The organism is Nitrospiria bacterium (assembly GCA_036397255.1).
Lineage (GTDB): Bacteria > Nitrospirota > Nitrospiria > DASWJH01 > DASWJH01 > DASWJH01.
In genome coordinates, this window is record DASWJH010000085.1 from 1 (window position 1) to 12,423 (window position 12,423).

Here is a 12,423-nt window from a genome sequence, read left to right on the forward strand (position 1 = left end):
GAGTGCGCGGATTCCATCGGGGCCAGGAAACTAATCAGATTTCCACTCACAGGCCGGATATATGTAAGCAATCTGTTCCTTGTTTGCCTCAATTGAAAAACATCCTTGCGAAACGGGATGGGTCCATATATGTTCTTGGGATGGGGGGTTTTATTGACATTATGATTTGATCTATATACAGTAACGGGTCGCGATATGGGAAAGGCCCGGGAAAATGGAAACTTAAACAAGGGGGGGTTCTTCAATGGGTTTTTGGCAGCGCGTCAAAAAAGATCTTCAACTCGCCATGCAAGAGGGGGCGGACCTTTTTAAGGAGGGGACCACCACCTTCACCACCAAGACCCGAAGAATTGCTAAAAAAAGTTCCGCTTCGGTCAAAACGGAGGCGACCCGGGTCGGGAAAATCGGAAAATTACGATACCAGCATTTTTGGCTTAATAAAGAAGCCCAGAAAAAATTTGCGGATATTGGAGGCCGGATTTACGATCAGGTTTCAAACAAAACCATTGAATATCATTTTGATGAACCGACACAAACCCTCATTTCGGAAATAGAAAAAATGGAAGGGCAAATTAAAAAAGTGAAAGGTGAAATTCAATCTTTATCCAAAAAGGGAGAAAAACCTCCCCCCCGTGAAAGCGGTATGGGAGGGGTTTGAGCACATTCTCAGGAATTAGGGGGGTGACAGACCTGAGGGGGAGTGTCCGGAAAGTTTTTTTCAAGGATCGAATTCAATGCAAGGAATTTTTTTGGGAGGAAATAACATGATCAAGTTTTGTATACAATTCAAATTAGGGGTTCCCTTGTTTTTAGGAGTTTTTTCTTTATGGCTGGCAGGATGTGCGGGACCGTCTTTAAACGTTGAAAAGATTTCGCCCACCGAAAATCCATCTCAGCTTATTGCTCAATTAAAAAAAGATTTGACCCAATCCCGTGAGGAAAAGGTGGATGCCCTTTCTCCATCCTGGTTTGAAAAGGCGGAAGGTTCCTTTACCCGCGCGCAAACCACACGGGATCAGGGGCGGGAGCTTGAGGATATCCTTAAGGAAGTTGCCCAAGGAAGGGCCGAATTGGTACAGGCCAAGGAGTTTGCCGAAGTGGCACGGATGGTTTTACCCAACGCCATTCAGGCGCGGGATGATGCCCGGGCGGTACGTGCCACCCAGTTTGGAAGAGAATATATGAAGGCTGAAGAGGGGTTTATCCGATTGACCACTTCAATTGAAAAAAATAATTTAGATTGGGCCAAGAAACAACAAGGGGCCATTGTTCAACAATATAGGGATTTAGAATTGAGGGCCATACAGGAAAATGCGTTGGGTCAAATTCGGAAAATGATTGCTGATGCGGAAACCCAGGGAGCCAAAAAAATGGTTCCTCTGACCTTTGAAGATGCGGTCAAAAAGGAAACCGAAGCGGAAGAATTTATTTCCAAAAACCGGTATGATCAACAAAAAATTCAGGAAAAAGCAAATTTGGCTTTTTTCCATGCTAACCGGCTTAAACAAATCACACGGGAGGCTCAAGAGCTTAAAAGCAAAACGCCTGAAGAAATATCACTCTGGGTGGAAGGGATGTTGGTTGAGGTTTCTGGACCCCTTGAAGGTTCAGATATGAGACACCTTCGCTTCGAATCTCAAATCAAAAACATTAAAAACTCTATTGCCGGGCTTCAAAAAGAAAATTCGGAGTTAACCAAGAAAACCGAAATGCAGCAGGAAAAATTACAGGAAACCTCCCAGATTAAGCAAAGTGAAATTGAATCCCTTAAAAACCAAGTGTCGGCTCTGGAGGGAAGAACCCTTACGGAGAAAGAAGCCATCGCAAGACTGGAAGCAGATAAAAGGTTCAACCGTCTTTATGAAGAGGTGAGGCAATATTTTAAGCCTGAAGAAGCGGAAATCTTTAAACAGGGGGGAGATTTATTAATCCGCTTGAAGGCCATGAAATTTCCTATCGGTCAGTCCGTTATTCTTCCAGATAATTTTAGCCTGTTAACGAAAGTTCAAAGAGCCATTCGGACGTTTAAAGAACCGCTGGTGATGATTGAGGGACACACGGACAGCACTGGATCTCAAGCCATAAATGAAACCCTATCAAAAGAACGTGCTGAGGCCGTCCGGAAATACCTGATTGCCAATGAAACGGTTCTTGGCTCGAATGTCAAAGCCGTTGGATTTGGTTCTCAGAAACCACTGGTCTCAAACGAAACCCCAGAAGGGCGGGCTGTCAACCGGAGAATAGATGTTGTGATTCGACCCCTTTCCAGCTCTTCCTAAAAAGAAGGGGTTATGACCTAAATAATTAAATTTAAATTAAATCTGAATTTTTAGGGGGTTATTTTTCGGTAAACGTAAAATAACCCCCTTTTTATTGGCAACCCAAAAAATCGTTAGGATGGGTCTTCGAATATTTCCCTTCCGGGGTCATTGGTGACATTGACAAAAAGTTCAAAAATCCCTATTCTAAAAATCTATTTCCTTACTCCTACAAACCCATCATTAAAATAAAAGGAAATTCGTGAAATCATCGAGAAATCGGTTATTTGTGGTCTCCAACCGCCTTCCCTATGTTTTTTCTAGGGGGGACGATGGCCGAATTCATGCCGAACCTTCCTCAGGGGGTTTGATTAATGCCCTGGTCCCTGTTCTCCGAAATCGAGGGGGATTGTGGGTGGGATGGCCGGGGACCCTTGACTTGGGGGAGAAGGATCTTGAGCCTGCTTTGAAGAGTATTGCCAAACAATGGGGTTATACCCTAAAACCGGTTACCTTAACGGAAAAAGAGCGGGATCACTTTTACTATGGATTTTCAAACGAAGTGATTTGGCCACTTTTTCACGATTTGCAGAGCAACTGTAATTTTAATCCTGATTTTTGGCGTACCTATCAGCAGGTCAATCGAAAATTTGCACAAGTTATCACCAAAAACGCAGGAATGGATGATTATATCTGGGTTCATGATTATCACTTTATGGAGGTTGCCAGACAGCTTCGAATGATGGGAAACCATGCCAAACTTGGATTTTTTCTGCATATCCCCTTCCCTTCCCTGGATATTTTTTTAAAACTACCTTGGCGGTTTGAGATATTGCGGGGGTTGCTCGAATATGATTTAATTGGTTTTCAAACCCTACGAGATCGCCGGAACTTTATTCAATGTGTGAGGACCTTAATCAAAGATGTTGCGGTTCAAGGGAAAGGACAGGTCATTAAATTTTCTTTTCCTGAGCCCATTCTCGAATCGGTGCGACGAGACACCCAATCCGGGGAAAGGGAAATTCAGTTGGGCGTTTTTCCAATAGGGATTGATTATAATTATTTCTCCGGTTTGGCTGCTTCCCAAGAGGTAGGGCAGCTTGAGAAACAATTTCGAGATAATGTTCAAAATAAACAGATCATTCTTGGGGTCGACCGATTGGATTATACCAAAGGGATTCCCAATCGATTAGAAGCGTTTCGCAATGCCCTGACCCGCTTTCCTGAGCTGCACCGGAAAGTCGTTTTTATTCAACAGGTCATTCCTAGCCGGGCGGATATTCCTGAATACCATGACCTACGGCTCCGCATAGAACAATTGGTGAGCGAGATTAATGGAGAGTTTACAGACTCCGGGTGGGTCCCCATTCATTATATTTTTCGGAGCTTAACCCCTACAGAATTACTGGCCTACTACCGGGCGGCAGAAATTGCTTTGGTGACTCCCTTAAAGGACGGAATGAACATGGTGGCCAAGGAATTTTGTGCAGCCAATGTAGGGGGAAATGGAGTTTTAATTTTGAGCGAATTTGCAGGGGCCGCGGCTCAATTACAGAAAAACGCTTTTCTGGTCAACCCCCATGATGTGGAGTCGGTGGCTGACCGAATTTATGAGGCTTTTAAAATGGGTCAAGAGGATCGCCGTTCGAGAATGAAGAGGCTTCAACGCTCAATCCGGGAATTTGATATATTCTGGTGGGTCGATTCTTTTCTAAATGCGGCCATTGAAAAAAACCTAAGCGATTTTGCGGTGGTGGAAGATTATATTCCCGAACGACGAGTTCGTAAAGTGTCTCTTTCTCCATCCAAAGACCATGTGGTTCCATAGAGTTTTTTTGGTAGAATGAGCTGGAATCTGATAATGAAGGAGGAAAGTTGGATGAACACGAGGAACCTGATTTTTTATTCATTGTTGGCTGGAAGTTTGTTATCACTCGGAGGGTGCGGAACAATGAAAGAACTCCGGGGAGAAAATGAGGATCTAAAAGCAGAAATCAACCGTTTAGAAAGCGTGATCAATGATTACAGCGATGAATTGGACAAGATCAAAAGTTTGTCAAATCAGGAAAAAGCCGTTTTACGGAGTGAAATGCAGCAGATGCGGACAAATTTAAGGGAGAATCTTGAAGAAGAGATCCGGAAAAATGAAGCCCTGGTTCAAAAAGTTAATGATTTGACCATTATTGAAGTAGGTGAAGCGGCGTTATTCGGGTCAGGCCAGGCCGACCTGACTAAAAAAGGAACCAGTGTCATTGGAAACTTAGTCAAAACCTTAAATCAATATTCGGGGTATCATGTAAGAGTGGAAGGCCATACGGATTCCGTTCCCATCGGGGAGAATTTAAAATCCAAGTTTCAGTCTAATTGGGAGCTTTCCACGGTTAGGGCCACCACTGTGGTTAGGTATATGATTTATGGAATGAATATGGATCCCAAACGGTTATCCGCCGTCGGATATGCCAAATACAGGCCCGTGGCTTCTAACGACACTCCTCAGGGAAGAGCCAAAAATCGGAGGATCCGGTTGGTTGTCTTTAAGGAGATTACAGGTTAGATCAGATTGTCCTTGAAGACAGGGGAGATTTCAGGATTTTCATTTTACAGGACTTATTCGTTCTGTAAACAGGGGTCCGAGAGCAATGACATTTTTCTTGGATTGGAATTATTTTCTTAAAAGAGCAATCCGTTTTAGAATGGCCTGATTCCACCCCACCGGGCCCATACCTTCTGCAAGCTCAAGATGAGTGTGGTTGGGGGGAAGGGTATAGGTTCCTTCCGAATTTTGGACCAGGATGGGATAGTCGACCTCACTAAACATTGGAAAATCGTTTTGGTTATCCCCGAGGGCGATTGTGATTATCCGTTTTTCTTTTTTTCGAAACAACCTGATCAGTTCTTTTACTGCACGGCCTTTATCGCTTTTTCCAGTTAGGTGATAATACCTTCCTCCTTTAGTCCATTGGAGGTCTTCGTTGGCAAGTTCATCCAAAAACATTTTGACCTGGTCATCTGTGGCGTTTTCGATTCGAAAGGGTTCGTCATATTCCCGTTGTTTGGCAAGTTTTGCTTCCACAAGGGGAAGGCCGGTTTCAAAGGCTATTTCTTCTGAAGATAAATCTGCATATCCCTTTACATTGATTTGGAATTTCTGGGTAAATTTCCTTAAATGTTCTTTTATTTCAGAATAGGGAAATCCAAATTCTATGATTTGATAACCTTTTTCTTTCTTTGTATATTCAAAAGAAAAGGGAAAATAATTTTCTGGAATGAAAATCGCCCCACCGTTTTCTGAAATAAAAGGATCATGATTATCTAATTTTTCTCTAAGGGGCAGAATTTCCCATCGCGTTTTACTGGAACAAAAAATGAGGGGGATACTTTCCTTTTTGATAAAAGACAGCGCGGTTTCCGCTCCCATCCAAGAATAGGAGCGATGATCCAACAGGGTTCCGTCTAAATCAGAAAAAACCAGAATTGGGCTTTTCACAAGTATAGATTATACTTGAAGGGAAAACCCCATACAAGCGGGGTGAGGTTGGGAGTCAATGAATAAAGGGGAGTTTTTATTTCGGGGGATGAATTTTATTGATATGAAGGTTTTTTTCCTCCGATCATTTAAGCATTGAAAATTTTTATACTGGAAAAAAAGGGGGGAGATCACGATGCAATTAGGTTTAATTGGCCTTGGAAAGATGGGGGGACCCATGGCCCAGCGCCTTCTAAGGGGGGCATGAGGTCATTGTCAGTGATGTCAGTCAGTCCGCTGTTCAAAAAATGGAAGGTCTTGGGGCTAAAGGGGCTGATTCTTTGGAAAGTTTAGTCCGTGGGCTTAACCCACCACGGGTGGTATGGGTCATGGTTCCCTCAGGAAAGCCTACTGAAGAAACCATTTTAAAGTTGGCTTCGTTGTTGTCCTCCGATGACATGATTATTGATGGGGGAAATTCCAATTATCGGGAGTCGGTCAAACATGGAGAGTGGTTGAAAGAAAAAGGGCTTCATTTTCTAGATGTTGGAACCACCGGGGGAATCTGGGGGTTGACGGAAGGTTATAGCATGATGGTTGGGGGAGAAAAACAAATCGTGGAACATTTAAGACCTGTTTTCGAAACCCTAGCCCCTGGCCCAAAACTGGGCTGGGGTCATGTAGGCCCTAGTGGGGCAGGGCATTTTGTAAAGATGGTCCATAATGGGATTGAATATGGAATGATGCAGGCTTATGCGGAAGGGTTTGCCATTATGAAAGCCAAAAAAGATTTTCAGCTTAATCTCCATTTAAATGTTTCAGCCCCGGTTATTACCCAAGCCCTTCAGCGCCGTATTCGCTTACCTGAGGAAGATCCTTTTGCAGACAAGCTCCTGGGGGCCATGAGAAAAGGCTTTGGTGGCCACGCAATCAAGGAGGGGTAACGCCATGGTGGAAGCAACTGTATCCAGTGTAACGAGTCAAAAGGAATTGTACGAGGAGTCCATGCCTGATCCTTTTGGGGTGATTATTTTTGGGGCCTCCGGTGATCTGACCAGGCGGAAATTAATCCCCGCCCTTTTTCGCGTAACCCAGGGGCGATCTTTGCCGGACCGATGGTATGTGGTGGGGGTGGGGCGAAGTTCCATGGATGACGAAGCGTTTCGAAAGATGGTCCGGGAAGCCCTTGAAGAATTTTTGCCTGCTCCCGGAATTCCTCAGGAATCGGTGGGACCCTTTTCAGACCGTTTTTACTATGTTCAAGGAGATTACAAAGACGCCCATTATTATTCCAAGTTAAAGGACCGATTAAACGAGCTGGACCAACGGCACGGGGTTCCTGGGAATCGGTTATTTTATTTGGCCACACCGCCTAATCTTTACTCGGTTATTGTTCAGGGCCTGGGGGCAGTGGGTTTAAACCGGCCTCCCGATTCTTCCCAATGGGCTCGAATTGTGATTGAGAAGCCCTTTGGGACCGATTTGGAATCTGCGTCAAAATTAAATCAGGAAATTGGTCAGGTTTTTGATGAAAATCAGGTTTACCGAATTGACCATTATCTCGGCAAGGAAACAGTTCAAAATATTTTATTTTTCCGTTTTGCAAATGCCATCTATGAACCCATTTGGAATCGAGCGTTTATTGACCATGTTCAAATTACGGTGGCCGAAACCGTGGGGATTGAACACCGGGCGGGCTATTACGAGCAGGCCGGGGCCTTACGGGATATGTTTCAGAATCATTTAATCCAGCTTCTTTGTTTGTTCGCAATGGAACCCCCTTCTCGGTTTGAACCGGACGCAGTGCGGGATGAAAGGGTCAAGGTGATGAAAGCCATCCGCCCTTTTGCGTTAGATCAGATGGACCAATTGGCTGTTCGCGGGCAGTATGGTCCAGGAACCATTAAAGGGAAGCCTGTGGTGGGTTACCGAGATGAGCAGGATGTGAATCCCGAGTCCCAAACAGAAACTTTTTCAGCCCTAAAGATTTATATTGATAATTGGAGGTGGCGAGGAGTGCGGTTTTATCTACGCTCTGGAAAAAGTTTGGGTAAGCGGAAAGCGGAAATTGCGGTAGAGTTTAAACGGGTGCCTCATTTGCTTTTTGGTTCTATTCTCCCTGATCACATTCAGCCCAATATTCTTGTTTTTTCCATCCAACCCAATGAAGGAATTTCTCTTACCCTTCAAGCCAAACACCCGGGTCCCAAGTTGTGTTTGGACACCGTTAAAATGGATTTCAATTACCAAGGGACTTTTAAAACCATGTCTCCGGATGCTTATGAGCGGTTACTGGTTGATTGCCTTGCCGGGGACCAAATGCTCTTTGCCCGGCAGGATTGGTTGCAATGGTCTTGGTCCCTGTTGATGCCGGTTTTAAATTATTGGAAAGAGAATCCCGCAAAAAATTTCCCCAATTACGAATCCGGAAGTCAGGGACCACAGGAAGCGTTTGACCTGATAGAAAGAGATGATAGATTTTGGAGGTCCCTCTAACCTTGGACCGTCAAAAATTCAATGTGGTCATTTGCGAGGATCTTGAGGATCTCAGTTTAAAAGCCTCTCAACATATCACCCGCTATTTGGTTCAGCAGGCGGAGTTTAAACCCAGGGTCTCTTTAGGACTCTCGGGAGGTTCTACCCCGGAGAAGCTCTATCAATATCTTTCCAGAGACCCCTTTAAAAATGAAATTCCATGGAACCGCCTCCATCTATTTTGGGGAGATGAACGATGCGTTCCACCGGATGATCCACGAAGTAACTTTGGGATGGCCCGGGACTCATTGATTTCCAAAATTCCCATCCCTCCGGAGAATTTTCACCCTATAGCTGGGGAGGAACCGGATCCCCATTATGCGGCTCACCAGTATGAGACCCACCTCCGCCATTTTTTTGATCCTCCCCCTTGGGATTGGCCCCGTTTTGATTTAATGCTTCTTGGGATCGGGTCCGATGGTCATACCGCTTCTCTGTTTCCGGGGGAGGGGGTTTTGGAAGAAAACAAACGATGGGTGTGTGGGGTGAATTCTGAAAAATTAGAAATTCCGCGCCTTACTCTAACTTTTCCCGTTTTCAATCACGCTTCCCAAATTTTATTTCTAGCCGCTGGGATGGAAAAAGCTCCGGTCCTGAAGAATTTAACGTCCCATTCCTCAGGTTCTTCAGCCCTGCCTTATACACGAGTCCAACCCTCCCAGGGTCAATTGTTCTTTTTTTTGGACAAAGCCTCTGCCTCTCAAATGACCCATTCCTCAAAAAGGTAACCCTTAAATCCTCTCTTGATCGAAAATGGTCTTCCCTTTGGTAAAAGAATCAAACAAGTCTTTCAAAAGGATAGTTGGGTTGAATTTTTAAATAATTTAAAATTCCATCAATTGGCTAATTTATTTGAGTTTACTTTCATTGACATAGGGTCAAATAATGATATTTTTAGGAATGAGCTCTGATTGCTTCTTTTTAAGATAAACACCAACATTTTTCTTAAATGGGTGTGGTTGGATGAAAAACCGGTTAATAAGTTTTTTAGAAAATTTTTTAAAGATCCTCAAAAAAAAAGAGATTTCTTCCGATATTGATTTAAAGAGGGCATTGCGTCTGATTAAACAAGCGGGTTATCCCGATCCCACAAAAGGAACTCGTAACCAAAAAGAACTTCTACAGCAGGTCATTACCACCCTTTGTGATTTATCGCTTCATGATGGTTTAACGGGGCTGGTCACCCCAAAACATTTTCGGGCTGCTTTAGAGAGGGAATGCGAACGGGCCATTCGGACCTCTCAGTCTTTATCCCTTCTCCTTTTAGATTTGGATCACTTTAAACGGGTTAATGATACCTATGGACACTTGACTGGGGACCACGTTTTGCAAACCGTGGCGAATCACATCCGTTCGAGTATCCGGACCATGGATACCCCTGCACGCTATGGCGGAGAGGAGTTTTCCGTTATTTTGCCAAACACTTCCTCTGATGCGGCTGAGATGATTGCCGAGCGGATCAGGACTAAAATTCAAAAGGAACTCATTTGCACGGAGGACCATTCCCCGATTCAGGTTACCGTTAGCGTAGGAATATCCTTTCTTTCCCCCCATATTCCCAATAAAGGGAAAGATTTAATAAAAAAAGCGGATATGCAGCTATATCAAGCCAAAGCAAGGGGCCGAAATTGTATTTGCTCCGATGTATCCCCATCCATGTCCGTAACCCGACAGGAAAAGGCGGTTTTATGGGATCAACCGGGGGGGGTGAAGAAGAAGCCATGACCAAACCATCCAGAAAAGGCAGAACCATTGCGATTGCCAGTGGAAAAGGGGGGGGTGGAAAAACCGTCATTACTGCTAATTTGGCTTGTGCACTGGTACAGGCCGGATAGCGGGTCCTCATATTGGATGCGGACTTAGGTCTTGCCAACCTTGATATTATTCTTAATTTAAATCCCAAGGCCACTCTCCATGATGTGATCATGAAGAACCGAAACTTGGATGATGTGATACTAGCAGGACCCCAGGGTTTACATATTCTTCCCGCTGCATCCGGTAAGAAAGAATATACCCATTTGACCCAAGATCTCCAGGAGGGGTTATTGGAGGTGGTCTCGGACCTCTGCCTAAAATATGATTATCTTTTCCTGGATATCGGGGCAGGTATTTCGGAAGTGGTTCTTCATAGGGCATCGTTAGCAGAGGAAACGTTGATTGTTGCCACACCCGCTCCCACTTCTTTAACCGATGCCTACGCTACTATTAAGGTGCTCGCTTCACTTCAAAACCGGTCCTCTTTTTATCTCGTCGCCAACCAAGTTCAGGATGAAGCAAGTGGACAGTGGGTTTCAAATAATTTACAATAAGCAGTTGATCGGTTTTTAAAGGAGGAGCTGGGACGGCCGGTTTCTTTGGTTTACTTGGGAAGCATTTTATCGGATGCCCTGGTTGAAAAATCCATTTACCGAAGGGAATTATTATTAACCTCTTTTCCTAAGACCCCCGCCTCCAAATGCATTGTGAAGATTGCCCAGTTACTGGAAGCATCGCCACGGGTTTCGGGAGCTCAAACCCTAGCGACCCACCCTCAATAAGTGATTCCCTTTTAAAACCTTGGAAAAAAATATTAGAAATAACGATCTGACCTATTTTCCGCGGATACTATTTTTTAGGAAATGGTTGCGGGAACCCTTCCCAACGGGAAAACCTATAAAAAAAGGCCCCTCATAATTTTCTCTCTTTTTATTATATGGCGGCGGGTTTTACGCTAATTTAAATTTCTTCCCTCAATTCAAATCCCATTATGGTTTACCACTGGAATTTTATAATAAAACCCTATCTGGGGGCGGTTTTTTTGTTTGTTTCATCTTTTTAATGGCAGACTGGGTTTTGGAATATATCATTGACAGGGATCTCCTTCCTGGATATCCTGACCTGGTCTTTATTGAATTTGAAATTAAAAAAAGAAGGAGGATGATCTGAAATGGAATGGGGAATTGAGGGAAACCCGGAATGAATCAATTTTCTAATGAAATTCGAATTGCCCAGCAATTGGCTCGCGAGGCAGGCAAGGTTATTATGCAAATTTATTCCACGGGGTTTTCAGTTCAATTAAAAGGAAAAGGAGATCCTGTGACCGATGCCGATAAACAGGCCAATGAATTGATTGTGAAGGGCCTTAAACAAGAGTTCCCGCAGGACGGGATTGTGGCTGAAGAAAGCCCTCAGGGTCTTTCCCCAAAGCCACAGGAGCGGATTTGGTATGTTGATCCATTGGATGGGACCAAAGAATTTATCGCCAAAAATGGAGAATTCTCAGTCATGATAGGGTTGGCCATTCGGGGGAGTTCACGTTTTGGAATTGTTTTCCGCCCTGACCAGGATTTGCTCTTTGGCGGAGTTGCGGATAAGGAAGCCTGGGTTGAAGAAAAAGGAATAAAAAGGCCCCTGGCTATTTCACCCTCACAGGGGGAGGATCGTTTACGAATTGCCGTTTCCCGTTCTCACCGCCATCCGAATATGGAGAAAATTCAGAAGAAGCTTGAAATTCAACAAGAAATTCAATGCGGAAGCGTTGGCCTTAAAGTCGCTTTAATCGCCAATGGCCAGGCGGATCTGTATATAGAACCGGGTCCTTTTACCAGCTCTTGGGACTCATGTGCGCCAGAAGCAATCATGAGAGGATCGGGGGGAAAATTTACGGATTTATTTGGAGCACCCGTGGGGTATGGGACCACACAATTAAAAAATAAAAAAGGACTTGTGGCCTCCAATGGGGTCATTCATGATCAAATCATCCAAACCCTTTCTCCAATTGCACGCCAATTATATCCTTAAGTTTTTACATTTTTTTTCACTAAAACTGTGGATAAAAATGTGGAAAAGATTAAAAAATTCCTGAAAAACTCAAATCTAGAGTAGACCAATTGGTATTTGCCTAAATTTTAATCATAATATTTCTATTTAAAATCAAAAAGATATATGGTTTTGTCATTTTTTGATTTTAATGGAAATTTACTGATTTGAGTTTATCCACTTTTTTTTCCACAAGAATTGGGCCTCTTCATTATAGGTACCCCTATAGAGCCTGTCCGACAAACCCCTATTTTTCACTTTGCGGTCATGCTGCTTTTCTGTAAAATAGAGCTTCATAATCAACCGATGGAGGGCTGTTATGGGCTATCATTTTCGGCCGTATGCACAAGAGCAGATGTATTTGAT

At 43.9% G+C, this 12,423-nt stretch carries 12 protein-coding genes; 11 read left to right on the forward strand and 1 reads right to left on the reverse strand.

Going from position 1 to position 12,423, the window contains the following annotated elements; all coding sequences use genetic code 11:
• Positions 1-244 precede the first annotated feature (244 nt).
• The 4 genes from VGB26_11400 to VGB26_11415 all read left to right on the forward strand — a co-directional run bounded on the left by VGB26_11400 (position 245) and on the right by VGB26_11415 (position 4,812).
• The gene (locus VGB26_11400; GenBank protein ID HEX9758382.1) at positions 245-658 is read left to right on the forward strand and encodes a hypothetical protein; all 414 of its coding nucleotides are present in this window, start codon (positions 245-247) and stop codon (positions 656-658) included.
• Positions 659-764: 106 nt separating this feature from the next.
• A complete protein-coding gene (locus tag VGB26_11405) occupies positions 765-2,279 on the forward strand; it encodes an OmpA family protein (GenBank protein HEX9758383.1) in 1,515 nt (504 codons plus the stop codon).
• Positions 2,280-2,520: 241 nt separating this feature from the next.
• Entirely contained in the window at positions 2,521-4,086 is a 1,566-nt protein-coding gene (locus VGB26_11410) for a trehalose-6-phosphate synthase (GenBank protein HEX9758384.1), read from the forward strand.
• Between the two features lie 51 nt (positions 4,087-4,137).
• Positions 4,138-4,812, forward strand: a complete 675-nt coding sequence (locus VGB26_11415; GenBank protein ID HEX9758385.1) for a flagellar motor protein MotB — start codon at positions 4,138-4,140, stop codon at positions 4,810-4,812.
• Positions 4,813-4,920: 108 nt separating this feature from the next.
• Here VGB26_11415 and VGB26_11420 read toward each other — a convergent pair whose 3' ends face one another.
• Positions 4,921-5,745 (reverse strand): HAD-IIB family hydrolase, encoded by an 825-nt coding sequence (locus VGB26_11420; protein HEX9758386.1) that lies wholly within the window; start codon positions 5,743-5,745, stop codon positions 4,921-4,923.
• A gap of 287 nt (positions 5,746-6,032) precedes the next feature.
• Between VGB26_11420 and VGB26_11425 the strand changes: the two genes are divergently transcribed.
• The 7 genes from VGB26_11425 (at position 6,033) to VGB26_11455 (ending at position 12,039) form a co-directional block, all read left to right on the forward strand.
• Positions 6,033-6,668, forward strand: a complete 636-nt coding sequence (locus VGB26_11425; protein ID HEX9758387.1) for an NAD(P)-binding domain-containing protein — start codon at positions 6,033-6,035, stop codon at positions 6,666-6,668.
• A gap of 4 nt (positions 6,669-6,672) precedes the next feature.
• Positions 6,673-8,220 (forward strand): glucose-6-phosphate dehydrogenase, encoded by a 1,548-nt coding sequence (gene zwf / locus VGB26_11430; GenBank protein ID HEX9758388.1) that lies wholly within the window; start codon positions 6,673-6,675, stop codon positions 8,218-8,220.
• Between the two features lie 2 nt (positions 8,221-8,222).
• Entirely contained in the window at positions 8,223-8,987 is a 765-nt protein-coding gene (gene pgl / locus VGB26_11435) for a 6-phosphogluconolactonase (protein HEX9758389.1), read from the forward strand.
• A gap of 235 nt (positions 8,988-9,222) precedes the next feature.
• A complete protein-coding gene (locus VGB26_11440; protein HEX9758390.1) occupies positions 9,223-9,984 on the forward strand; it encodes a GGDEF domain-containing protein in 762 nt (253 codons plus the stop codon).
• Positions 9,981-10,094 carry a P-loop NTPase gene (locus VGB26_11445; GenBank protein HEX9758391.1) on the forward strand — a complete coding sequence of 38 codons (114 nt, stop codon included), beginning with the start codon at positions 9,981-9,983 and terminating at the stop codon, positions 10,092-10,094. The genes VGB26_11440 and VGB26_11445 overlap by 4 nt, the downstream gene beginning before the upstream one ends.
• A gap of 12 nt (positions 10,095-10,106) precedes the next feature.
• On the forward strand, positions 10,107-10,568 hold the full coding sequence (locus VGB26_11450; protein ID HEX9758392.1) for a hypothetical protein: 462 nt from the start codon (positions 10,107-10,109) through the stop codon (positions 10,566-10,568).
• Positions 10,569-11,214: 646 nt separating this feature from the next.
• Positions 11,215-12,039 carry a 3'(2'),5'-bisphosphate nucleotidase CysQ gene (locus VGB26_11455; protein HEX9758393.1) on the forward strand — a complete coding sequence of 275 codons (825 nt, stop codon included), beginning with the start codon at positions 11,215-11,217 and terminating at the stop codon, positions 12,037-12,039.
• The last annotated feature ends 384 nt before the right edge of the window (positions 12,040-12,423 follow it).